Below are 25433 nucleotides of genomic sequence, written 5' to 3' on the forward strand. Positions count from 1 at the left end.
AAATCCTTGCTCGATTTCCATGACAACTTCTAACTTAAAAGAAAGAGAGTAATCCTTTTGAGTACGCTTGACGTAGTCCGTCTTTTCTATTGGTTTCATTACACTAAGGTTTTAGTGTATCGCTATTTCAGGACGTGACATAATAAATATAAAAAAAGACCACTAAAATTAGTGGTCTTTTTTTATATAAACATTTTTTTAATTAGTAGGATACAACAAAGAATCTACTACCTCAAAAGTAAGTTTACCATTTTCACCAATAGTATATTTTAAAAATAATTCACCCCAATATTCGCCATCATTAAAGTTACAAATTAACCATTTGTGGTTTAGTACGCGAATGGCATTAATAATCATTTTTCCACCCGAAGACATTGCGGCGTAAGGCACTAAAGGATTATCTCCTTCTTTTAAATTTAACTCATAAAGCGATTCTTCAATAAGTGCAATTAATTGATCACTTTCATAACCACGTTTTTCAATGTAATTTAAAGCTTCATCCGAATATCCCAAACTAAATTCTGCGTATTGAAAAGCTTTGTCTCCCAAAACAGTAACAGAATCTTTATACTTTTCAATTTTATTTACATAGCCTTCTAGTTGCACTTTATCTGCTTCAAATACTTTTTTAGAATTCACATATTGAAACACCACAAGTAATGCTGCAAAAATAAACAAGTACATAAAAATTTTACTCTTCATAATAGTAATTAGTTATAGGTTAAGGGTTAATCCATCGTAAGCCAGGAAAACGTTTTCAGGAAGTTTTTGTTGTACTTCATCATGAAAACCTAGCCAATGGCTTATATGCGTTAAATAGGCTTTTTTAGGTTTTACTTTTTCAATAAATGCAAGTGCTTCTTCTAAATTAAAATGCGAAATATGTTCTTTTTCACGTAATGCATTAACGACCAAGACATCTAAACCTTTAAGCTTTTCAACCTCTTCGTCTGCAACGGTTTTCATATCTGTTAAATACGCGAAATCTTCAAATCGGAATCCAAAAACTTGCAAATTATGATGCATGCCATTAATTGGAATTACCTTTAAATCGCTTATAAAAAAAGAAGTATTCGTAATTTCATTTTCTATTACACTTGGTGCTCCAGGATATTTATTTTCGGTTTCAAAAATATAATCAAATCGTTTACGAAGGGATTTAATCACTCTTTCATGTGCATAAATAGGTATATCGCCTTGCTTAAAAAAGAAAGGACGAATATCATCTAATCCTGCAGTATGATCTGCATGTTCGTGCGTAAATAAAATAGCATCTAATGTAGTCGCATTTTGATTTAGCATTTGCGCTCTAAAATCTGGCCCGCAATCCACAACATAAACGTTATCATTATGCGTTATCATTACAGAAACGCGCAATCTTTTATCTTTCGCGTTATCGCTTAAACAAACGGGATGTGTGCTTCCAATAACTGGAATACCTTGCGAAGTTCCTGTGCCAAGAAAAGTTACTTTCAATTATCTATAGATTTTAAAACAAAAATAAGTTTATTTTTTTGTTTGGTACACTAATTTAATATCTTTGTTATGCCCTTTATACGTTCAATGTATAAATGGTAATCTAAAAGCATGTAAACCAAATTTAAAATGGAAATAACCATTAAAGGTGATAAACAATTTGATGAAATCCCTTCGTTAAAAACAAAAGCACTTCGAATAAACCTAAATGAAAACATTTATGGAACTTTTGCCGAAATTGGCGCCGGACAAGAAACGGTACGTCAGTTTTTTAGAGCTGGAGGAGCTTCTGGAACCATTGCAAAAGCAATGTCTGCTTATGACAAAGCCTTTAGTGATGCCATTTATGGTATTGAAGAAGATAAACGTTATGTAACAGAGGCACGTTTACGTAAGATGCTAAATCATGAAGTTAGATTAATGGAAGAGCGATTAACTCGTGACGACCATCCTAATAAATTATTTTTCTCGTACGCAAATACCGTAGCAACTATCGATTTTGCTAAAAAATTCAAAGGTCATGGCTGGGTAGGTATTAAGTACCAAATAGATCCAGATCAAGATTATAACGAGATTATACTACATGTTCGTTTTAAAGAAAATGATGCTAGATTACAGCAAGAAACTTTAGGTATTTTAGGAACAAACCTTATTTATGGTGCTTTCTATAAATATAATGAACCTAAAAAATTATTAAAATATTTATACGATCACTTAGATAAAGACCAGTTAGAAATTGATACTATTAATTTCTCCGGACCTGCTTTTGAAGATGTAGATAATAGATTAATGAGTTTACAACTGGTTAAAAATGGCATGACAGATGCGGTCATGTTTGCTCCAGATGGCAACAATGTTTTACCAGCAAGAGTACTTTATAAAAAGAATATTTTAGCACTTCGTGGTAGTTTTAGACCGGTTACTAAGGTAAATATGGATATGTTCCATAAGTCTTATGACATGTTTATTAAAGAAAATAAAGTAGACGAAGAGAAAACACAAGTAGTGTTTGAAATTACTTTATCTAATCTACGTGCAGAAGGAGAAATTGACGAGCAAGACTTTATGGATAGAGCAAAATTACTTTGTTCGCTTGGTCAAACCGTTCTAATCTCAAACTTTCAAGAGTATTATAAACTAGTGGAATACTTCTCACAATACTCGAAAGCTAGAATGGGACTTGCAATGGGTGTGAATAATCTAGTCGATATTTTTGACGAAAAATATTATCGCCATTTAAGTGGAGGAATTTTAGAAGCGTTTGGTAAATTATTCTTTAAAGATTTACGTGTGTACTTATATCCTATGGAAAATGGAGATGGTACCTTAACTACTAGTGAAGATTTAAAAGTGCATCCTAGAATGAAAGAATTGTATAAATTCTTTAAATACAACGGAAAAGTTGTAGATATAGCAGATTATGACCCTAAAATACTTTCTGTATTTTCTCGTACGGTTTTAAAAATGATATCTAACGGAGAATCTGGTTGGGAAAGCATGCTTCCTGAAGGTGTATCTAAAATTATAAAACAAAAAAGTTTATTTAGTTGTGAAACGGAAGAACTTTATAGTGAAGATCAATAAACTACAGTTTAAATAAAAATTAAAAAGCGACCATTACTATAATGGTCGCTTTTTATTTATTCTAAAATCTGCGCTGCGTGATCCTTTGTCTTTACTTTATCAATCACACGAGCTACTACTCCATTTTCATCTACTAGAAACGTTTTTCTATGAATGCCATCATAGGTTTTTCCCATAAATTTCTTTTCTCCCCAAACACCAAAGGCATTAATTACCACTTTATCTTCATCTGCCAATAAAGGAAAAGGAAATTCATATTTATTTTTAAAATTGGTTTGTCTTTTTTCAGAATCGGCACTTACACCAAGCAATTCATACCCTTGATTTTGCAATACTTTGTAGTTATCACGCAAGTTACAAGCTTCTGTTGTGCAACCTGGCGTACTCGCTTTTGGGTAAAAGAAAACAATAAGTTTTTTCCCTTTATAATCACTTAAGGATACAGATTCACCATCTTGATTGTTAACTGTAAAATTTGGAACGGTATCTCCTACTTGTAATGTCGTCATAATTGTTATTTTTGCTATCAAAGATACAATAATGACGAAACAAGAAAAAGTAGATTTTGTTATAACAACGTTAAATGCACTTTATCCGGAAATACCAATTCCGCTAGATCATAAAGATCCGTATACTTTATTAGTTGCCGTTTTACTATCTGCGCAATGTACAGATGTACGCGTTAATAAAATCACGCCATTGTTATTTGCAGAAGCAGACAATCCTTATGATATGGTAAAATTATCTGTGGAAGAGATTAAAGAAATCATTAGACCTTGTGGTTTGTCACCAATGAAAAGCAAAGGTATTTATGGTTTATCTAAAATGTTAATTGAAAAACACAACGGAATAGTACCTCAAAGCTATGAAGCTTTAGAGGCATTTCCAGCGGTTGGACACAAAACAGCAAGTGTAGTAATGAGTCAAGCCTTTGGAGTTCCTGCTTTTCCTGTAGATACTCATATTCACAGATTAATGTATCGCTGGAATTTAACCAACGGAAAAAATGTAACCCAAACTGAAAAAGATGCAAAACGTATTTTTCCTGAAGAAATATGGAATGACTTACATTTACAAATTATTTGGTATGGTAGAGAATACTCTCCTGCTAGAGGTTGGGATTTAGAAAAAGATATTATTACTAAAACTATTGGCAGAAGTACGGTTTTAAAAGCATATTACAATTCAAAAAAATAATAAAACGACTAACACCTTATTAATTTGAGAAAAGCAACTTACGTAGATAAAAAAATAGTATCAGAAATATTAGTTTCTGCATTTTCACCATTACAAGAGAACAATTCGATAAATCTAGTAGTAAAACAAGATGAAAAAAGAATAGAACGCATGCATATATTGATGGAGTATCTATTTGAAAGAGCAATTTTATTTGGAGAAGTTTATATTTCTAATAACAATAAAGCATGTTTACTATTAAAATTTCCGCACAAGGAAAAGGTAACCTATAAAACCATAGCTTTAGATATTAAATTAGCCTTTAAGTGCATTGGTATTGCACATGTTTACGGCGTTTTAAAAAGACAAATAATTGCGAATAAGAACTATCCGAAAGAAAACCATATTAGACCTATGATTATGGGTGTTAGAGACGAATATAAAGAAAACGGAACTGCCGCTCGATTAATGATAGAAGTAAAAAATAAATATATAAATACAGAATTACCAGTAATAATTGATGCTGCATCTTTAAAGAATGTAAAAATGTATCAAAAATTCGGATTTAAAGTCATTAAAAAAGAAGAATCCCTAGGGTTTTCCATGTACTTTTTAAGACTCAATTAATTCCTTTAAAATCATTTAATGGTATAAAAAAAGTCCGGATAACTACATCCGGACTTTTTTTATTTAGTTAAGAAGTGTTTCAAACTTCATATTATTAAATTGTAATACACGTAATGCTTTAGAATAACTAAGAAGAAAATCTACTGTTTCTTTCTTAGGGTTCAAGTTTAATTGTTCCTTTTCAGGATGCTTAGAGTAAAGTTTTGCCATTTAAAATGTGTTTGTTATTCCCTAAAAACGTAACAAACTTTATATTATTGTTAATTTGTCAAAATAATATTATGCTTATCAATAATTTTTCGCATATTAATTAAAGCATAACGCATTCTCCCCAAAGCGGTATTTATGCTTACACCCGTTTTTTCAGAAATTTCTTTAAAACTCATATCATTATACATACGCATTACCAAAACCTCTTTTTGATCTTCTGGAAGCTCATTCATAACGCGTCTAACATCATGTTCTACTTGTTCCTTAATTAGTGTTTTTTCAGCATCTAAAGCGCTATCACTAAGTACAGAAAAAATGCTAAACTCACCAGTATTACTAAATTTAGGCATTCTATTACTTTTTCTAAAATGATCAATAACTAAGTTGTGCGATATACGCATAACCCAAGGTAAAAACTTACCTTCTTCGTTATAAGAACCTTTTTTTAATGTTCGTATTACTTTAATAAAAGTATCTTGAAAAATGTCTTCCGCAATATCTTTATCATATACCTTAGAGTATATAAAACTGTAAATTCGCTGTTTGTGTCTAGTAATTAAAATTCCTAGTGCGCCTTCATCTCCTTTAATGTAGTTACTAACAAGAGTAGCGTCGGTTATAAGTTCTTTTTGCATAATGATTACTTTTTCGCATAGAAGGAAGCCTTCTAATACTTGGGGTTAAAATTTAAAAAGTAATGTTATGCTATAAGCTAGTATTTTGTTATATATGTTAGTATGAGTCAAATATAACAAGAATCATTCCTAAAAAACAAAAAATAAATACTTTTTTTAACATTTTATTACACAATAATCTATTTTTTAAGCTGAACTAGTTGTAGTATCTTTGCAGAATTATTCTTTTAAAAGCTTATGAACACTAATATTTCGGAAGTAAATCCTAAAAAAAACATCATTATAAAAGGTGCAAAATTGCATAACCTTAAAAATATAGATGTCGTAATACCAAGAAACAAATTAGTAGTAATTACCGGTTTATCTGGTTCTGGAAAATCTAGTTTAGCCTTTGATACCTTATATGCAGAAGGACAAAGACGATATGTAGAAAGCTTATCTAGTTATGCAAGACAGTTTTTAGGAAGATTAAATAAACCCAAAGTAGATTACATTAAAGGGATTGCTCCAGCAATTGCTATCGAGCAAAAAGTAAATTCTACAAATCCGCGTTCTACCGTTGGTACGAGTACAGAAATTTACGATTACCTAAAGCTTTTATTTGCTAGAATAGGAAAAACATACTCTCCTAAATCCGGCAGAGAAGTAAAAAAAGATACCGTTGCAGATGTCATTAAATATGTAAGATCTTTTGCGGAAGGAGAAAAACTATTGCTCCTCGCTCCTATTCATTTAGAAGAAGGAAGAGAATTACAAGACAAACTGAAAGTTCTAAATCAGCAAGGATATGCCCGAATTAAAGTTAAAGAGGATATAATTCGCTTAGACGAAACCCAGGATATTAAAGCGAATGTAAAAGATATCTTTTTGGTGGTAGATCGAATTATCACAAAAGATGATGAAGATTTTTATAACCGACTAGCAGATGCAACTCAAACTGCTTTTTTTGAAGGAAAAGGAGAATGTTACATAGAAACTTTAAGCGATAATAAACAACAGCACTTTAGTAATAAATTTGAATTAGACGGCATTTTGTTTTTAGAACCAAATGTGCATTTATTCAGTTTTAATAACCCGTATGGAGCTTGCCCTAAATGTGAAGGTTATGGTGATGTTATTGGAATAGATGACGATTTAGTAATTCCTAATACGGCACTTTCGGTGTATGAGAATGCTATTTTTCCTTGGCGAGGAGAAAGCATGAGTTGGTATAAAGATCAATTGGTGAATAATTCGCATCATTATAATTTTCCTATTCATAAACCTTATTTTGAGTTAAGCGCAGAACAAAAGCAATTAATTTGGACGGGGAACCAATATTTTGAAGGTCTAAATAATTTCTTTGCCGAATTAGAAAGCAAAGCATACAAAATACAAAACCGAGTAATGTTATCGCGTTACCGAGGAAAAACAAAATGTAAAGTTTGTAATGGGAAACGTTTACGTGTCGAAGCTAATTATATTAAAATTGGTGGAGCAACGATTACCGATTTGGTAGAAATGCCATTAAATAAATTGGCTATTTTCTTTCAACAATTAGAGTTAAATGATAATGATATAACCATTGCAAAACGACTTTTAAAAGAAATAAACAACCGACTTTCCTTTTTATCTAACGTAGGTTTAGACTATTTAACTTTAAACCGAAAATCAAATTCCCTTTCTGGAGGAGAAAGTCAGCGAATAAACCTTGCGACCTCTTTAGGTAGTAGCTTGGTAGGTTCTATGTATATATTAGATGAACCAAGTATTGGTCTGCACCCTAAAGATACAGAACGTTTGATTGTTGTTCTAAAAGCACTTCGTGATTTAGGAAATACAGTAATTGTGGTAGAGCATGATGAAGACATCATGAAAGAAGCAGACGAAATTATTGATATTGGTCCAGAAGCTGGAACTTTAGGTGGTCACGTTGTTGCAACCGGAACTTTTAAAGACATTTTAGCTTCTAATTCACTAACTGCCCAATATTTAAATGAAACGCTAAAAATTGAAGTTCCTAAAAAACGAAGAACCTCAAAATATGCTGTAGAAGTTGTTGGAGCGAGAGAAAATAATCTTAAAAATATACATGTTACTTTTCCTTTAGGAATGTTAACCGTGGTTACTGGAGTTTCCGGAAGTGGAAAAAGTACACTTGTCAAGAAAATTTTGTTTCCTGCTATACAAAAACACTTAACTGGTTTTGGGGATAAACCCGGACAGTTTACCGAGTTAAGAGGAAACTACTCCAATGTAAAACACATTGAGTTTATAGACCAGAATCCAATTGGTCGTTCTTCACGTTCTAATCCTGTGACCTATGTAAAAGCTTATGATGATATTCGTGCTTTGTATGCAAGTCAGAAATTAAGTAAGATTCGTAATTATGCAGCCAAACATTTTAGTTTTAATGTCGATGGAGGACGATGTGAAACCTGTAAAGGAGAAGGTCAAGTAACTATTGAAATGCAGTTTATGGCAGACGTACATTTAGAATGCGAAACCTGTAAAGGAAAGCGTTTTAAAAAGGAAGTCTTAGAAGTAACCTTTGCGAACAAAAACATAGACGATATTTTAAATCTTACTATTGATGATGCAATTGCTTTTTTTGCAGCACATGAACAAACTAAGATTCAAGGAAAACTACAACCTTTACAAGACGTAGGTTTAGGGTATGTTACTTTAGGACAAAGCTCTTCTACCCTTTCTGGTGGAGAAGCACAACGTATTAAGCTTGCAACCTTTTTAGGAAAAGGTTCCAGACAAGAAAAAGCGCTCTTTATTTTTGATGAACCAACCACAGGATTACACTTTCATGATATACAAAAGCTTTTAAAATCCTTTTATGCTTTAATTGAAAAAGGACATTCTATTATTGTGGTAGAACATAATATAGAACTGATTAAATGTGCAGATCATATTATCGATTTAGGTCCGGAAGGTGGAGAAACTGGAGGAAAACTAGTAGCTGTTGGAACACCCGAAGAAATTGTAAAAGTAAAAGCTTCCATTACTGGGAAGTATTTAAAGGACAAATTATAATATAATTGTCATTAAGAGGAACTTCCCATAATTGGTAATTTTATGCTTATAAAAGAGAAGTTTCCTTCTCTCACTTTTTGTTATTCCTTTGTACTATAAAATCTAATACAACAAAATGGCAAACACAAGTACAATACTTCCAGCAATAGAAACTACTGGGAAAAACAGCAAGGTGACTAAACTTGTTTTCAAATAACTTTTAAACCATCCTTGTTTGTAAAAGCGTTTTATAGCTACAAAAAGATAAATAAAAGTAGAGAATACAATCAGGCAATCTATCCAATTTGGAATGTCTACAATATAATTCACTCCTACAATCAGACTAAAAACAGTAAACAAGAAAGCAAAATAATAAAAACTGAATACCAAATGGTGTGAATATCGTCCGCTCTTTCTGAAAAACAGTTTCAGTAGTAAAGCAAAAATTGGTAAAATAAAGAACATAGCAATAGACATGGTATCAAAAAAAGATTGAAATATGCCTCCAGCTTTTCGTTGTTTATAAAACTTTAATCCTTGCGAAAGAAAGCGTTGTGAGAACCTTCCGCTAGCACCTTCTACTCCCATCTCCTTATAAATTAATTTATTAGGAGCATCTACTGCTATTAAAGAATCCAACTTTTTAGTATAATCAAAAGAAAAATCTACAGCTCTAAAACCTTCACTCGAAACAATAGAATCTATTTGCTTCTCTGAAAAACCAGTGTATATCTTATTCGCTTCTAAAACTTCTCTAACTTCTATTCTATCTATTGAGTCTTGCTTTATCCTATTGGTTAGTTTTACTCCATTAATAGAATCTGTTACTCGATTTCCTGTATTGGTGTTTATTACTTCATTTCCTTTAAATACCTTTCCTATTTGGGAATCAAGTTGATTAGACCAATTGTCAATTCGAAAAGAATTCAAAAAGAAAAAAACGATAGCCACAAACAAATACATTTGTGCTGGATGTAAATACAGTAAGCGCTTACCTTCAATAAATTTCTCCGCTAAATAACCTGGTTTAAATAGTAGCGGAAAAAAGCTTTTGAAAAAACGAGCATCAAAAGAAAAATAGTTACTTATCGTATTGTAAAATAAAACACCAAGAGTTAATTCATCTTTATCTTTTTGTCCGCAATGTGGACAAAATTCATAGGCTTCATCAAAAGGTTTTTCGCAATTCTTACAATCTTTTAATTGTACAGACATGGTATTTGGTTGGTTTGTATAAAAATAGAAAAAAGAAAGGACAAAAATACCTAATTCAAAATGCTGACTATCAATAAAATACATTTTTGGCACGACAATTGAAACTTACAAAACAAATAGCGTACGCCGAAAAGCTAAATGAGTAGGCATAATCTAATACCTAAATACTATGAAAAAATTAGTACTATTATTTACAGGAATGTTAATCACATTAACAACTGTAACAGCAGCAGAAAAAAATACTGCAACACAAAAACAAGGTGAAGATTTAAATATTTCACGCTACAGTTTTGCACAACCAATTCAATTTGTAGAACGTGGCGTGGAGTTCCTAATTTTTCCTGACGGAAGTTTCGATTTTAATACCAATCTAGACTATACACAAGGTGACAATTATTACAGAACAACAAATACACGTGTGAACACAAATACTAGAACTAGCACTAGAACAAGATCTGTCAATACTACTTTTGGAGCTCCAGGAACTAGAGTAACCTATGCAACATCAAATATACCAAGAGGAGGCGTTATTATAACACATGATAGAGATGGAAAAGTGAGAAGAATTGGAAATGTATTTGTTAACTATAACAGAGAAGGACAAGTAAAACGTTTGGGCTCTGTGTACATTAATTATAACAGATATGGCATGTTAGATCAAGTTGGTGGTTTATATATTAGATATGATAGAAGCGGAAACGTAATAGCAATAAATGGGCATGTAAACTATAGCAACCAAGGTTGTGGTGTTTGTGGAATGCACTCTTGTTCTATTCATCATTTTGATAGCCATAATGATTGGGATAATGATCACAACAATTATAACAACGATGATTTTTACTACTACAAAAAAGAGGGTAAAACCGTTAAGCAGAAAAAACTTAAAAAATTAAAAAAAGCAAAGCGTTAGAAATAACCTTTATAAAATAATAACGAAAACCTCACGAGACAGTCTCCCAAAGCGACTTCGTGAGGTTTTTATGTTTCCTATAACTATCAACACTTGTTAATAATTAATTCCTTCCATAAAGATATTTCATTTTTACAAGAATAGAATATCATTTACATTTGAAAGTAATCCAAAACTCCTAACCACAAATGCGTATCGAATACGATATTAAACTCGGTTTTAAAGATGTAATGATAAGACCAAAACGTTCTACTTTAAAGAGCAGGTCACAAGTATCTTTACAACAAGAATTTAAATTTTTAAATAGTAAAATCACATGGAAAGGCATTCCAATTATGGCTGCCAACATGGACACCGTTGGCACCTTTGAAATGGCTTTAGCATTAAGCGAAAAAGGACTATTTACAGCAATACATAAGCACTACTCTATTGCCGAATGGGAAAATTTTTCTAAGAATTCTCCGGAAGGTATTGAAAATTATATTGCAATTAGTACGGGAACAGGACAAAAGGATGCCGAAAAGCTCGCTTCTATTTTTAAAGTGAATCCGAATTATAAATTTATTTGTATTGATGTTGCTAATGGTTACTCAGAACATTTTGTAGATTTTGTAAAAAGAACAAGAACTCAATATCCTAACAAAGTAATAATTGCAGGAAATGTAGTTACTGGTGAAATGGTTGAAGAATTATTACTCTCTGGAGCGGACATTATAAAAGTAGGTATTGGTCCGGGAAGCGTTTGTACCACACGTGTAAAAACAGGTGTTGGCTATCCGCAACTATCTGCAATTATTGAATGTGCAGATGCAGCGCATGGTTTAGGAGGTCATATTATTAGTGATGGTGGTTGCACAACTCCAGGAGATATAGCAAAAGCTTTTGGTGCTGGTGCAGATTTTGTAATGCTGGGCGGTATGCTTGCTGGTCATGAAGAATCTGGAGGCGAAAGCATAACTGAAAACGGAAAACAATACAAGCAATTTTATGGTATGAGTTCTAATACTGCTATGGAAAAACATGTTGGTGGTGTTGCAGAATATAGAGCTAGCGAAGGTAAAACCGTTAAAGTCTTATTTAAAGGAAAAGTAGAAAACACTTTACTAGATATTCTTGGTGGTTTACGAAGTACTTGCACTTATGTTGGTGCATCTCGTTTAAAAGAACTTACCAAAAGAACTACTTTTATTCGTGTTGCCGAGCAAGAGAATCAAGTTTATACTAAAGAATAAACAGGGACACCAAAATAAATAAACGTACCTTTGCAACTTATAAAAAAATGGCATATATAATTTGTCATTTAACAATTACTATATGTCATTTAAATCTTTAGGCTTATCAGAAGCCTTATTGAAAGCAATCCAGAAAAAAGGATATACTACTCCAAGTCCAATTCAACAAAAAGCAATTCCTCCAATTTTATTAGGAGCAGATGTTTTAGCTTCGGCACAAACAGGAACAGGAAAAACTGCAGGTTTCACCTTGCCTTTATTACATTTACTTTCCGAAAATCCGAAAGAAAAATATAGACCAATACGTGCTTTAATATTAACGCCAACACGTGAATTAGCTGCACAAGTGTATGCTAACGTTAAAGAATATAGTGAGTTTTTAGACATCCGAAGCGCTGTTATTTTTGGTGGAGTAAACCAAAAACCACAAGCTGCAACCATACGTCAAGGTGTTGATGTTTTAGTCGCAACTCCAGGTCGTTTATTAGATTTAGAAAACCAAGGCTTACTATCTTTAAAACGTGTTGAAATATTTGTTTTAGATGAAGCAGATAGAATGCTAGACATGGGATTTTTAAGAGATATCGAGCGTGTAATGAAGTTAATGCCAGCTAAAAGACAGAATTTAATGTTTTCAGCTACGTTTTCTAAAGACATTAAAAAACTTGCTAATGGTATTCTAAAAGACCCTATTCAAGTAGAAGCTACTCCAGAAAACACAACAGTGGATGCTATTAACCAAAAGGTATATCGTGTAGCAAAAGCTAAAAAAACAGCTTTACTTTTAAAGCTTATTATTGATGGACAATGGAATCAAGTTTTAGTTTTTACACGAACAAAACATGGTGCCAATAATTTGACTAAGAAATTAGTAGGAGCAAATATTCCTGCAGCTGCCATTCATGGAAATAAAAGTCAAGGAGCTAGAACCAAAGCATTAGCGGGTTTTAAAAACGGAAAAGTAAATGTACTAGTAGCTACAGATATTGCTGCAAGAGGATTAGATATTCCGTTACTTCCGCATGTTGTAAATTTTGAGTTACCAAATATATCCGAAGATTACGTGCATAGAATTGGTAGAACTGGTCGTGCTGGAGCTAAAGGAGAAGCATTATCTTTAGTATGTACGGAAGAACTTGGTTATTTAAGAGATATTCAAAAATTAGTTGGAATGAAAATTCCTTCGGAAACATTAGAAGGTTTTGAACCAGATCCGAATGAACCAACAGAACCAGCAAAACAAGGTCAAGGGAGAGGAAGAAACTCTGGAGGAGGAAATTCTAATTCTAGAGGAAAAGGAAAAGCTTCTTCTAACAAAGCAACGAATAACTCGAATAGAAATAAAAGTGGAAATTCTAGACGTACCAGAAATTCATAAAAATGACAGAAGCTTTAAGAGATAAAATAATTAAAGTCTGTACTTTAAAAATTCAGCAAAAAGGCGAAAATGTAGGTTTATCATTTTACGCCTTTTTCGCGAACAAAAATGAAAATCCTGAATTACTAATGGAAGCTGCCACTTGGTGGATTATGACACAAAAGTTAGACCATTTTGAAAAAGCGGTTAAGATTAAGGCTTTAGTCGAATAGTTACTTATTGTTACGTCAAACACGCAAAACAAAGAAATATGAATAAAACAAGAATTATAGGATTAGTACTATTAGTTATCGGAATTATTATTCAGTTCACTTTAGAAAATGATGCTACTGATTTTGTTTCTGGCGTTTTAATTGGTATCGGAATTGGATTAGTAATTACGGGAAAAGTTAGCAAACCAGCCTTATAACAGAATTCATTATGAATACACAACCTAACAACCCTTTACATGGTGTCAAACTAGAGCAAATTATAAACGAATTGGTTGCTCATTATGGTTGGGAATATTTAGGCTATACCATAAAAATTAGATGTTTTACAGAGGATCCTTCTGTAAAATCTAGTTTAAAGTTTTTAAGACGTACGCCTTGGGCTAGAACCAAAGTGGAGAATTTGTATTTAAAAATGCTTTCTAAAAAGCGTAATTAATAGTACATAACAAACACCGCATTCTTCTATTTCATTTAAAAAACAAACTAAAAGTAGCGCAGGTATCACAAAGTTAGTACCCGCTCCTCTCTTTAGCTAAAGAGAGGTGGATTTTCTTTAGAAAATCCGGAGAGTTTGACCTAAAATGCGAAGCTATTTTATAAATAACAATTATTTATCTGCGTCCGCAAACACATCATTTTTTGCCAATCGCAATTTCTTAACTTCCATCTTTTTAAGCATCCATTCCGGATAGTTAGAAGCATCTTCCGCTTCAAAAATTCGAAGTTCTTGTGTAGTATCTTCTTGTAATAAATCGTCTTGTTGGCAACCCAAAATAGTCGCTGCTGTTTGCACACCTGAATAACCTGCTCCAGTTACTCCATGTGCTGCAATAGATGCACCACACATGTATAAATTTTCTATTTCACTTTTTGGTTTATAAGAGAAAGGCCCAATATGTCGTAGGCTTTTTTCTGTTCCGTAAACACTTCCTTCGGTAGAATTAATATAATACTCATTGGTCATTGGTGTTCCCAAATCTTGGTGTACAATTTTTGGAGTAATACCAGGAAGCACTTTTTCTAAAGTGACTAAAAACTTCTGAATAATTTGTTCTTTAAATGCTACGTATTCTGAGGAGCGTTCTACATCTTCATTTTTAAATGCTTCAAAAGCATCATAATGAATATAGGTTATAGCTTCAATAGTGTGGTAACGTCCATCAAAACTGATAGGATCTTTTAAGGAAGTACAGCTTATAAACATTCCTGAAAACTCTTCGCCATCCAGAATGTTTTTTTTCTGCATATCTGCATAAGAATCATCCATATTCTGGTTTGGTATTCTCCAAATATTTCCAGAATCTAAACCTGCTTTTTTTACATCCATATCTACGGTTAAAAACAGCATTAATGAAGTACAAGAATACGTCGTCTTATTTAATTTCTTTAAAAGTTTAGTACTTAAATGTTCTTTACCAATAAGATTAAGGTAAGTGATTCCTGGATCGGCATTTGATATCACGCGATCTGCATATATCTTTTCTCCGGAAGCTAATTCGACACCAACCGCTTTTTTGTTTTTTTCACCTTCTTCTAACAAAATACGTTTTACCGAAGTGCTTGTTTGAATTTTTCCATCAAAGGACTTTATTTTATTGGTCATTGCTTTTACTAAAGCGCCACCTCCACCCATTGGATAAAATCCGCCTTCTGCATAATGACACATAATGGCTGCATGCATGATAAAGCTAGCTTTTCCTGGAGGTAATCCGTGGTTACCAAACTGAATGTTTAAAATATTTTGTAGTAGCGGATCTTTCACATGCCAATTAATGACACGTTTTAGTGTAAATGGAGAATATTTCCCCATGTGTTTGGTACGGAAAGGAATGGTTAACTGTTGCCATAAACCTTTTACTTTTGGAATTAGCTGTAGTTGTCTACCTACATTACGAATCAACTTTAAGTACTTGATGATTCCTTTTTTTTCGTATGGAAAACGGGCAATTAGATCTTGCTCAAATTCTTCCCAATTTGCATTATAGTTGAAGCGTTCTTCGCCAATCCAACAATGATCAAATCCTTTCGGATTCATTCTATAAAAACCGATATCGTTTGCAATACCTAAACCGGAATATAATTGATTGGAGGATTCTCCCGGACTCATTAAACCTACATAGTGGACACCTGGCGTAAATCTGTAGCCATTTAAGTAGAAACTGTGACACCAACCACCAGGAACATCGTGTTGCTCTAGGACTAAAACTTTTTGTCCTGCACGTGCTAAACAAATAGCAGATGTTAAGCCTCCAACTCCGGAGCCTATAATAATAGTATCGTAATTATTTTTATTTACTTTTTCTGAGGAAGAATCATTTTTCATGCGTTACAAGATAATTCTAATTTTTGAAAATTCTTATAACATAATTCCTTTTATTAATAATTCTGCAGTAGCAGGATTTGTAGCTAAGGGAACGTCATGTACATCACATAAACGCATTAACATAAGTACGTCTGGTTCATGTGGATGTTTTTCTAAAGGATCTCTAAAAAACAAAACCATATCACATTTACCTTCTGCAACTCTAGCAGCAATTTGTGCATCTCCACCAAGAGGACCTGAAAGTAATCTAGTAACTTCAAAACCAGCTTTTTTTACTTTTTTCCCAGTAGTACCTGTAGAAATTAAAGAAATTTGTTTTTGAAGTAAGACAGATTTATGTTCGTTTAGAAACTGAACCATTTCTGCTTTTTTTCCATCATGAGCTATAATAGCAATCTCCATTAATTTATATGATTTACATGATATTTAAGTAAACCTTCAATGGGTCTTCTTTCAAAATTACCAACCGTAAAACCTAATTCTTTTGCAACTTCTTTTATTTCATCTTGAGAAAAATAAGCAATAGAACCTGCAAAATGCACGGGAACCTTTGGTAATACCTCTTTAAACTGAAATATCATATTTTTAGCAAATACGCGAATTCCTGATTTAATTAAGTCTGTAATATATTTAGACTCTTTATTTAAAAACATAAACTCTGCAAAAGCTGCCAAATATGCATTTGGATTTGGTTGCTTATACAGATTGTATTTTATGTAATCGGATTCCACATTATATTTACCTGCAAAAGCCACTCTTAAATCTTCTGGCATGTGACCAAAATAATAATCGCGAATTAACTGTTTGCCATAATAGTTTCCAGAAGCATCATCCATAAGCGTATAGCCTAAAGAATTTACACGTTGGTGTAATTTGTCCCCATCAAAATAACTACAATTAGAACCGGTTCCTAAAATACAAACAACAGCAGCTTCGTCTTTACTATTTAAAGTTGCTCTTACTGCAGCCATAGTATCTTCTTGCACTTCTACCGTTGCTTTTTTGAAAATAGATTCTAGAACACCTTTTAAAAGCATTTTTGGTTTTTCTGTACCACAACCTGCTCCATAAAAGAAAATATGTGTTACATCTTTCTTATGTTGCATAAGAATGTCGTTACTCTTTATGGTTTTCTTTAGTTTTTTTTCGGTAAGAATTGCTGGGTTTAAGCCCTTCGTTCTTACTTTTTCAAAACATTGGTTTCCTTTTTCGTCTACTGCAATCCAATCGCATTTTGTAGAACCACTATCCACTATTAATATCATAAGCTAAAAGTAAAAAAAAAGCTGTTCATAATCTATGAACAGCTTTTTATTTTTTGAATTAAAGTGAATTAACGTGTAATGCTAAGTCTACTAATTTGTTAGAATATCCAAATTCATTATCATACCATGAAATTAATTTGAAGAAGCCTGGGTTTAATTCGATAGAAGCTTCCGAATCAAAAATACTAGTTCTGTCATCACTTACAAAATCTTGAGAAACTACCATTTCATCCGTATATCCTAAAACACCTTTCATTTCTCCTTCCGAAGCTTTTTTCATAGCTGCTTTAATTTCTGCTAAAGAAGTATTCTTTTTTGTTTTCACTGTTAAATCTACAACAGATACATCTACCGTTGGTACTCTAAAAGCCATTCCTGTGATTTTTCCGTCTAATTCTGGAATTACTTTCCCTACTGCTTTTGCTGCTCCTGTAGAAGTTGGTATAATATTGTTCATTGCAGAACGACCTAATCTATAGTTTTTTCTAGATGGTGCATCTACAGTAAATTGTGTAGAAGTAGCTGCATGAATAGTTGTCATTAAAGCTTCTTCAATACCAAAGTTATCTTCCATTACTTTTGCAATTGGTGCTAAACAGTTAGTAGTACAAGATGCGTTAGATACAATTTTATCTGAAGCTGTTACATCTTTATGATTTACTCCCATTACAAACATTGGAGCATCTTTACTTGGTGCAGAAATAACTACTTTTTTAGCTCCTGCTTGAATATGGTAATCTGCTGTTTCTAAAGTGGTAAAAATACCTGTACATTCCGCAACTACATCTACTCCTGCAGCATCCCATTTTAAATTTTTAGGATCTCTTTCTGCTGTAATACGAATTGTTTTTCCGTCTACAACAAGGTTTCCGTCTTTTACTTCAATAGTACCATCAAATTTACCGTGTACAGAATCATATTCTAATAAGTATGCTAAATGATCTACGTCTAGCAAATCGTTTATTGCTACTACTTCTACATTTTCTCTTTTAACAGTTGCACGAAAAACGATTCTTCCTATTCTTCCAAATCCGTTAATTCCTAATTTTAATGTTGACATAATTTATTTAATGGTATTATGTGGTCTTTTAGTAGACACACGTTTAATTGATATTTAATTTTATACTGACATGATATCTGATACTCTCAGGAGTTCCATGTTAATTTTTGATTTTCCTTTTACTGCTTGGTCAAATGGCGTTAAATCTATAACATCATTTTGAAGGCCAACCATGTAATTACTTTCACCTTCTAGTAAGCTTTCTACTGCTTTCACTCCCATTCTACTTGCTAAAACGCGATCAAAGCAAGAAGGTGCTCCACCACGTTGCATATGTCCTAAAACAGAAACGCGAACTTCATATTCAGTCATGTTTTCTTCGACGTAGTCTTTCAGTTCGAAAACACTTTTCCCTATTTTATCGCCTTCGGCAACCACCACAATACTGGAAGATTTTCCAGATGCTTTACTTCGTCTTAAAGATTCTAGAAGTCTATCTAAACCTAAGTCTTCTTCCGGAATTAAAATTTCTTCCGCTCCAGCGCCAATACCTACATTTAAGGCAATATGCCCAACATCACGCCCCATTACTTCTACAAAGAATAAGCGGTTGTGTGAACTTGCTGTATCCCTAATTTTATCGATTACTTCTACTACCGTATTTAATGCCGTATCATAGCCTAAAGTATGTGTGGTACCAAAAATATCATTATCGATAGTTCCTGGAATACCCATTACTGGGAAATTAAATTCTTGATTGAAGATCATTGCTCCCGTAAAACTACCATCTCCACCAATGACAACAAAAGCATCAATACCAGCTTTTACTAATTGCTCGTGTGCTTTTGCTCTTCCTTCTTTAGTTCTAAATTCTTTAGATCGTGCAGATTTTAAAATAGTTCCTCCTTTATTAATAATGCCTTTTACACTACGTGCATTCATATCAATAAAATCGCCTTCAATCATACCTTCATATCCTCTATAAATACCGAAGCATTCTATATTATGATAAGCACATGCTCTTACTACAGACCGTATTGCAGCATTCATTCCTGGAGAATCTCCTCCAGAGGTCATAACACCAATTCTTTTTATGGTTTTTGCCATTATTTTTCATCTATTATTTAGTAAAGCTAATAAAGAAATTTAACAAAAAAGGAAGCTTTCGTGATAATTTAACACAATGTTGAAACTATAACGTTTTAGTTGATAAATTAAATGTGAAGTATTGTGTTTTTAGAAGTAAAATCTAATAAAAAAGTTAATTTAGGGAGTCTTTTTTCTTTTTGAAACCAACATAATTTGGTAAAGCATTTGCTTCTTTTTGTTTGGCCTCTTCTTCCTCTTTTTCTTCGTTTATTTTCTTCTTTCCTTTAAAGATAATTTGAAGAAGTTCGGAGAAAGTATCAAAATCTACATTATACGCAATACCAAGTCCTTGTGTGTATCCAATTTCTTCACCAAAGTTTCTAATACTATTTTCTCTATTAAAAACGTTCGCCGTAAATGTGCCTTCTTCATTTAGAAGAAAATCTATTTGCACATCTCCAGCCACTGCTGTTTGGCTAATACCACCAATTGGTACACCAACTTTACCGTTTATACGAATACGGTCGCTAATATTGGTTTGAAGGGTTACTCCTAGCCTATCATCCGATTGATAATCTGGTGTGTTTTCACCAAGTTCTACATTTAAACCGACTTGCAGTTTATTATCTCCATCAGAAAGTAAACCATTTATAATACCGTTAATTCGTTCTTCAATGGTTCCATTTACATTAAGTTCGCTTAAACTACTAGAGAAGGATCCTGTTGCTAACAAATAAATAGCTTGATTACTTCTATCATCTTTAGATTCTAATCTATAGTCTAACTCCGATTTTACTGTAGAACTTAAATTAGGAAACTCGAAATTATAGTCTGGTTCGGGTTTTTCTAGTTCGCCCGTTAATGCTATTTTTAAAATAACAGGAATACGTCTGTTTATTGGGGAATCTAATAAAGGAGATGGATTTGCTTGTGTTTTATAAATAGCTTCTATATCGATTCTTGCTTTTAGTGGCGATCCATCCCAGGCAAGTGTACCACCAGGAACTACGGTAAAATCTTTTTGTATAATTCCGCCATATCGAAATTTATAGGTTCCGTCGAATACAGAAAAATCCCCATACATATTAAATTTACCATTGGTATTAATTTCTACTAGCAAACCACCTTCACCACGACCTCTAATGGTACTTCCACTTTCTTTGTCCATTACAATTTCAATTTCTGCATCTTGTGTTACATCTAAATCGAAATCTAATTCTAATCCTGAAATATCATTTGTGGTTATATCTTTCCCTTCTAATTTCGCTTGTTTTTCTTCCGGAGAAAGGAAATGTATATAGGAGTTATCTCCAAAGGACTCATTATCTGTTAACGGAATTACAAAGACAGTTCCTTTTTTGGTTGCTCCAATTACGTTTATTCTTAATTGGTTTGCTGGACCAGAAATTTTTGCAGTACCACCAATAAATCCTGTTCCGTAATATAATCGGTCTTCATCTTCTGTAGTATTTAAAACCAGCAGCCTGTCTGTTTCCAAATTTAAATTCATACTCCAATCTCCAAAGTTTACATGACTTAATCTTCCGTCTAAAACCGCTTTTGTATTATAAACGGTATCTGTTATATCTATATTATTAAATCTAAAGGTCTGGTTATTTAAAGTGACCGAAGATTTATCGGCAAAACTATAGTCTACATTTAATTCAGGAATCCCTAAACCTCCTTTATCTAAAGCTAATTGACCATCTATACTTGGTTTGGTTAAGTCTCCAGACACTTGTACTCTTCCTGTTGCTAAACCTCTAACATCTCTTAAAACTTCCTCTAGAAAAGGGTTTAATGGTTGTAAATTAAATTGATTAAAAATTAATGCTACATCTATATTGGAGGATCCTGAGGATACATCTATATCACCAATAGCGCTAAAAGATTTTTTTACATCGTCTTTAATGCTTGCATTTATAGTGTAATTGGTTAGCGACTGGTTTCCTTTTATATTGGCATCAAAAGAGCCTAAAATTAAATCGTTTACTTCTAAATCATCAATAGTTATAGTAGATTCCGGTAGGTAGTTTCCATTTTTTTGTACTAAATCTAGCTTACCATTTACTAATCCTTTTAAACTTAAATCATTAATATCTGGCGTTATTTTGTCTAAAAATACATTCTTAAAATTCAGTTTTAAATCTTTATTATTTTGGCCATTTATTATTCCGGAAAGTCGAATTTCTTCATCATTATGGTTCAGCACAAATTGATCGAGCTGGAAGTTTTCAAAATTAGGATCAAAAGTTACTTTATTGAAATTATCTCTATTTTCATTAATGTACCATTTGTTTCCTTTAAAAGTTACATCCGATTTTTTAAAACCTACGATAGATTGATTTGCTTCGTTTTTAGTATGATAGAAACTTAGGTCGTATAAATCGTTATTTGTTTTTCCTCCTTTAAATTCGGAACGCATAAAAAGCGTATCATTAATAGTTACATTAATGAGGTTAAACTTTGAAATATTATATATATCTGTATGCAAACTATCTACTTCTACATAGGTATTAAATAACGGATTTTTATTATCTACTTGCAGTTCAATAGCATTTGCAAAGTAATCCAGCCATTCTATTTTAGGCGATTTAAAAGTAAGTTTAAATTCTTTTTCGTCGCTTTCTACTCTTCCTTTTACAAAGGTATTTTTACCGAGTTTTAATTCTGGCAAGAAAACCTCTATAATCTTATTATAAATCTTAAAGTTAAAGTCTATGTATTGATTTGTAGAAACCTCGTAAGGACTATATTTAGTATACAAACTACCAATAGCATTAATAAAGAGTTCGTCTATATCATCTACAAGAAAGACGCCACTCATTTGTCCTTCAATAATATCGGGAGAGTTTACATTTATATATCTCACCGTATCTTGAAAGGAAGATTCTACAGAAAAATCATCAAAGAAATACTCATCGTTTTCATTTTGATAATAGGTTTTATTAAATTGTATACTTCCAACGGCATTGTCTAAGGTTGTACCTTCCATTTTCATATCTACAATTCCCTTAAACACCGACATACTGTCTTTTTTAATAAAGTTTAGCGCTTTAAGATTTGCATAATCGACATTGGCTACAAAATCAAACTTGTTAATTTCTTGCGAAAAATCGGCTAAACCATTAAATTTAAGCTTTAAGTTTTTGTCTTGTGAATCTACTTTACCATTAAATACCTTATCTTTTAAATTACCAGAAATAAGAATGTTTTGATATATGTATTCGTTATAATTTATAGAATAAATATCTCCTTCTACTTGTGTATTTAGGTTTTCTTTTGTGAAACCTTTTCCATCTACATCTAAATTTAAGGAAGCTTTTTTTAAGTTAGGATCATTCAAAAAAGCACCAATATCAAAATCATCGAAAATAATGTTTCCCTTATAGGTAGCATTATCGATGTCATTTATTTTTTTCATTTCTAAATTAGAAACCAAATAACCTAAATCGGTATCTATTTTAAGATCTGCTTTTATTGTAGACGTTGTAATATAGGTTGTCCCTTTAATATTAAAATTTCCTAGTTTATCAAAAACCGAAGGAATAGCTTCACCAAGCACATTTGGTAATAATGCTTTTAAGGACTTATAATTAGAAGAAAGGTTTTCAAATTTTCCGTCCATAGAAAAATTATCATCTGCAGCATTAAATAAATTTTTAAAATTTATATCACCATAAATTTTTGTTCTGGAATTTGTAGTTAGATTTAAATTATCAACATTCAAATCATTTAATGTTCCAGAAATTTTCGCATTAAAATCTGCTCGTTGACCAATACCAAATTCATTATAAAACGCGTTTAATTCATCTAAAGCTACACTAGCCTTTGTAAAATTAGCATCTACATTTACTTTGTTGGTAAAGTCAGAAAAATCTTCTCTTTTATACGAAAACTTCAAATCCCCTTGTAAAGAAGAGTTTGTTGTTTTCAGTTTTAAATTAGCAAGCGTGATATCTTCCAGCGTATATGTAAAATCTGAAGAGAGGTTTTTCATCACTAAACCACGACTATCCTTAAATACAAGTGTATTTATTCTAGTACTTACATTTGGTCCATTAATTAAAAAATTAGTAGCATTAATATCAATGGCACTAAATTCTAAAATTTTTGGGGTTTCTTTATTTTCATCAATAAGCCGAAACGTACCGTCATAAATAGAAATATCACTAGAAGACATTAAAAAGGTATTTTCCTTTTTTCTTGGATTATCTTCATCAAAACGGGCAACAAAAACATCAAGGTTTGTGTTTTCTTCCCCTTTATAGGTTTTAATATTAAAAATCAAACCTTCTAAATCTATATCTCCAAAAGCAAGTTTACTATTGATAAGATTATTAAAATTTAAAATAGAAGTATTCAATTCTACGGCGCTAATAAGTGTATCTTTTTTATAATCTCGTATCAGAATTTCTTTAAGTTCCACATCCCCATTAAATTGGAGACCTACTCTATTAATGTTAATATTTGTGCCGTATTCCGTATTTAACCAATTGGTAGCAATTTTACCAAGTCTAGTTTGCACTGCAGGAATAGAAAGTACCAACACCAATATGATGAAAAGCAGTAGCAAGACTGCTACAATTTTGGATGCTATTTTTAAAAATTTTTTGATACGTTTTAAAGTTATAACTTTGAAGTCAAAATTAACAATTATTGTGCCTAATATTTACTAATGTCTACACAAAATATTTACATACTTGCAATTGAGTCCTCTTGCGATGATACAGCAGCTTCTATCTTGCTAAACGGCAAGGTTTTAAGTAACATTGTTGCAAGTCAGAAAATACACGAAGAATATGGTGGTGTAGTTCCTGAATTAGCTTCTAGAGCGCACCAACAAAATATTGTTCCTGTTGTGCATCAAGCCATTGAAAAAGCTGGAATAAAAAAAGAAATGCTTCATGCTATTGCATTTACAAGAGGTCCCGGACTAATGGGTTCGTTACTTGTTGGTACTTCTTTTGCCAAATCATTAGCTTTCGGATTAGATATTCCGTTAATAGAAGTGAACCATATGCAAGCCCATATTTTAGCCCATTTTATTGACGAAGCAGGATTTAGTAAACCTCCTTTTCCGTTTTTGGGGATGACTATTTCTGGCGGACATACACAAATTGTAAAGGTTTCCAATTACTTTGAAATGGAAGTTATTGGAGAAACTATAGATGATGCTGTTGGTGAAGCCTTTGATAAAAGCGGAAAAATTCTAGGTCTTGGCTATCCTGCAGGACCAGAAATGGACAGACGCGCTAAATTAGGAAACCCTAAAGCTTTTCCATTTACAAAGCCTAAAGTAGCAGGCTTAAACTTTAGCTTTTCTGGATTAAAAACTGCAATTCTTTACTTTATACAGAAACAAGTAAAAATAAATCCTAATTTTATTGAAGAGAACTTAAATGATATTTGCGCTTCTATTCAATACACTATTATAGGAATTTTAATAGATAAATTAAAGCTTGCGACCAAAGAAACTGGCATTAATCATATTGCTATTGGTGGAGGTGTTTCTGCTAATACAGGAATACGAGAAGCGTTGAAAAATGGCGAGCAAAAATTTGGATGGACTACCTATGTTCCTAAATTTGAATTCACCACAGATAATGCCGCAATGATTGGTATTGTTGGGTATTTAAAATATTTGGAAAGTGATTTTTCCGCTCAAGATGTTACTGCTTCTTCCCGATTGAAGATATAATACAGAAGACAATCTATGGCTTTTAATGAGCAATTAGCAAACAGAATTAGAGAACAACTTCGTTATTATTCGGAAGTATTTACAGAAAAGAAAATGTTTGGCGGAATTTCCTTTTTATATGAAGGAAAAATGACTATTGGTGTTATGAAAGAGGATTTGATGGTTCGAATTATTTCCGATAAAATAGAAATGGAATTAGCGAAAGACTTTGTAAGACCAATGGATTTTACCAAAAAACCAATAAAAGAATTTGTTTATGTCTCTATAGAAGGTATTAAAACGGAAACACAACTCTTGCAGTACATCGAATTAGGATTAGAACACGCAAAGAGCAAATTATAATGTGTATTTAGGTACGATGTTGAAATTTCTGTTAATAACCTTATAAAAAACCCTT

At 32.3% G+C, this 25433-nt stretch carries 24 protein-coding genes; 12 read left to right on the forward strand and 12 right to left on the reverse strand.

The annotated features are described in order from the left end of the window. Nucleotides 1–198: 198 nt before the first annotated feature. A complete protein-coding gene (locus ACVCXO_RS18990; protein ID WP_452231182.1) occupies nt 199–702 on the reverse strand; it encodes a hydrolase in 504 nt (167 codons plus the stop codon). A gap of 12 nt (nt 703–714) precedes the next feature. Then, complete coding sequence (locus tag ACVCXO_RS18995) at nt 715–1476, reverse strand: MBL fold metallo-hydrolase (protein ID WP_452231183.1); 762 nt, start codon at nt 1474–1476, stop codon at nt 715–717. Nucleotides 1477–1605: 129 nt separating this feature from the next. On the opposite strand from ACVCXO_RS18995, the gene ACVCXO_RS19000 reads away from it, so the two are divergent. Further along, complete coding sequence (locus ACVCXO_RS19000) at nt 1606–3060, forward strand: TonB-dependent receptor (protein WP_452231184.1); 1455 nt, start codon at nt 1606–1608, stop codon at nt 3058–3060. Between the two features lie 56 nt (nt 3061–3116). Here ACVCXO_RS19000 and bcp read toward each other — a convergent pair whose 3' ends face one another. Beyond that, nucleotides 3117–3569, reverse strand: coding sequence for a thioredoxin-dependent thiol peroxidase (bcp, locus tag ACVCXO_RS19005; RefSeq protein WP_452231185.1), 453 nt, complete (start codon nt 3567–3569; stop codon nt 3117–3119). A 31-nt stretch (nt 3570–3600) separates the two neighbouring features. Between bcp and ACVCXO_RS19010 the strand changes: the two genes are divergently transcribed. Together ACVCXO_RS19010 and ACVCXO_RS19015 are read left to right on the forward strand one after the other, a co-directional pair. Beyond that, nucleotides 3601–4257 (forward strand): endonuclease III domain-containing protein, encoded by a 657-nt coding sequence (locus tag ACVCXO_RS19010; RefSeq protein WP_452231186.1) that lies wholly within the window; start codon nt 3601–3603, stop codon nt 4255–4257. A 24-nt stretch (nt 4258–4281) separates the two neighbouring features. Then, nucleotides 4282–4863: a GNAT family N-acetyltransferase gene (locus tag ACVCXO_RS19015; RefSeq protein WP_452231187.1), complete on the forward strand. Its 582-nt coding sequence runs from the start codon at nt 4282–4284 to the stop codon at nt 4861–4863. Nucleotides 4864–4926: 63 nt separating this feature from the next. Here ACVCXO_RS19015 and ACVCXO_RS19020 read toward each other — a convergent pair whose 3' ends face one another. Beyond that, a complete protein-coding gene (locus ACVCXO_RS19020; protein ID WP_452231188.1) occupies nt 4927–5073 on the reverse strand; it encodes a hypothetical protein in 147 nt (48 codons plus the stop codon). 50 nt (nt 5074–5123) lie between these two features. Continuing rightward, nucleotides 5124–5708, reverse strand: coding sequence for an RNA polymerase sigma factor (locus ACVCXO_RS19025; RefSeq protein ID WP_452231189.1), 585 nt, complete (start codon nt 5706–5708; stop codon nt 5124–5126). A 237-nt stretch (nt 5709–5945) separates the two neighbouring features. Here ACVCXO_RS19025 and uvrA point away from each other — a divergent pair, with 237 nt between their 5' ends. After that, complete coding sequence (gene uvrA / locus ACVCXO_RS19030; RefSeq protein WP_452231190.1) at nt 5946–8732, forward strand: excinuclease ABC subunit UvrA; 2787 nt, start codon at nt 5946–5948, stop codon at nt 8730–8732. A gap of 102 nt (nt 8733–8834) precedes the next feature. On the opposite strand, the gene ACVCXO_RS19035 is transcribed toward uvrA, so the two are convergent. Further along, nucleotides 8835–10010 (reverse strand): DUF3667 domain-containing protein, encoded by a 1176-nt coding sequence (locus ACVCXO_RS19035; RefSeq protein WP_452231191.1) that lies wholly within the window; start codon nt 10008–10010, stop codon nt 8835–8837. Between the two features lie 85 nt (nt 10011–10095). Between ACVCXO_RS19035 and ACVCXO_RS19040 the strand changes: the two genes are divergently transcribed. The 6 genes from ACVCXO_RS19040 (at nt 10096) to ACVCXO_RS19065 (ending at nt 14094) form a co-directional block, all read left to right on the forward strand. Continuing rightward, nucleotides 10096–10836: a hypothetical protein gene (locus ACVCXO_RS19040; RefSeq protein WP_452231192.1), complete on the forward strand. Its 741-nt coding sequence runs from the start codon at nt 10096–10098 to the stop codon at nt 10834–10836. Nucleotides 10837–11024: 188 nt separating this feature from the next. After that, nucleotides 11025–12068 carry a GMP reductase gene (locus ACVCXO_RS19045; RefSeq protein ID WP_452231193.1) on the forward strand — a complete coding sequence of 348 codons (1044 nt, stop codon included), beginning with the start codon at nt 11025–11027 and terminating at the stop codon, nt 12066–12068. An 82-nt stretch (nt 12069–12150) separates the two neighbouring features. Next, on the forward strand, nt 12151–13446 hold the full coding sequence (locus ACVCXO_RS19050) for a DEAD/DEAH box helicase (protein ID WP_452231194.1): 1296 nt from the start codon (nt 12151–12153) through the stop codon (nt 13444–13446). A gap of 2 nt (nt 13447–13448) precedes the next feature. Continuing rightward, complete coding sequence (locus ACVCXO_RS19055; RefSeq protein WP_452231195.1) at nt 13449–13658, forward strand: DUF6500 family protein; 210 nt, start codon at nt 13449–13451, stop codon at nt 13656–13658. Between the two features lie 38 nt (nt 13659–13696). Beyond that, on the forward strand, nt 13697–13855 hold the full coding sequence (locus ACVCXO_RS19060; RefSeq protein ID WP_452231196.1) for a hypothetical protein: 159 nt from the start codon (nt 13697–13699) through the stop codon (nt 13853–13855). Between the two features lie 11 nt (nt 13856–13866). After that, nucleotides 13867–14094: a VF530 family protein gene (locus ACVCXO_RS19065; RefSeq protein ID WP_452231197.1), complete on the forward strand. Its 228-nt coding sequence runs from the start codon at nt 13867–13869 to the stop codon at nt 14092–14094. A gap of 171 nt (nt 14095–14265) precedes the next feature. On the opposite strand, the gene ACVCXO_RS19070 is transcribed toward ACVCXO_RS19065, so the two are convergent. The 6 genes from ACVCXO_RS19070 to ACVCXO_RS19095 all read right to left on the reverse strand — a co-directional run bounded on the left by ACVCXO_RS19070 (nt 14266) and on the right by ACVCXO_RS19095 (nt 23911). Continuing rightward, nucleotides 14266–15981: a phytoene desaturase family protein gene (locus ACVCXO_RS19070; RefSeq protein WP_452231198.1), complete on the reverse strand. Its 1716-nt coding sequence runs from the start codon at nt 15979–15981 to the stop codon at nt 14266–14268. Between the two features lie 33 nt (nt 15982–16014). Beyond that, on the reverse strand, nt 16015–16383 hold the full coding sequence (locus ACVCXO_RS19075) for a methylglyoxal synthase (protein WP_452231199.1): 369 nt from the start codon (nt 16381–16383) through the stop codon (nt 16015–16017). After that, nucleotides 16383–17246, reverse strand: coding sequence for an N-acetylglucosamine kinase (locus ACVCXO_RS19080; RefSeq protein ID WP_452231200.1), 864 nt, complete (start codon nt 17244–17246; stop codon nt 16383–16385). Before ACVCXO_RS19080 ends, ACVCXO_RS19075 begins: the two co-directional genes overlap by 1 nt. 58 nt (nt 17247–17304) lie before the next feature. Next, entirely contained in the window at nt 17305–18306 is a 1002-nt protein-coding gene (gene gap / locus ACVCXO_RS19085) for a type I glyceraldehyde-3-phosphate dehydrogenase (RefSeq protein ID WP_452231201.1), read from the reverse strand. 60 nt (nt 18307–18366) lie between these two features. Next, nucleotides 18367–19353: a 6-phosphofructokinase gene (gene pfkA, locus ACVCXO_RS19090; RefSeq protein ID WP_452231202.1), complete on the reverse strand. Its 987-nt coding sequence runs from the start codon at nt 19351–19353 to the stop codon at nt 18367–18369. Nucleotides 19354–19507: 154 nt separating this feature from the next. Then, on the reverse strand, nt 19508–23911 hold the full coding sequence (locus ACVCXO_RS19095) for a translocation/assembly module TamB domain-containing protein (protein ID WP_452231203.1): 4404 nt from the start codon (nt 23909–23911) through the stop codon (nt 19508–19510). A 102-nt stretch (nt 23912–24013) separates the two neighbouring features. Here ACVCXO_RS19095 and tsaD point away from each other — a divergent pair, with 102 nt between their 5' ends. Both tsaD and ACVCXO_RS19105 read left to right on the forward strand, forming a co-directional pair. Beyond that, entirely contained in the window at nt 24014–25036 is a 1023-nt protein-coding gene (gene tsaD / locus ACVCXO_RS19100; protein WP_452231204.1) for a tRNA (adenosine(37)-N6)-threonylcarbamoyltransferase complex transferase subunit TsaD, read from the forward strand. Between the two features lie 15 nt (nt 25037–25051). Beyond that, entirely contained in the window at nt 25052–25378 is a 327-nt protein-coding gene (locus ACVCXO_RS19105; RefSeq protein ID WP_452231205.1) for a TfoX/Sxy family protein, read from the forward strand. Nucleotides 25379–25433: the final 55 nt, after the last annotated feature.

The organism is Lacinutrix sp. MEBiC02404 (genome assembly GCF_053601575.1).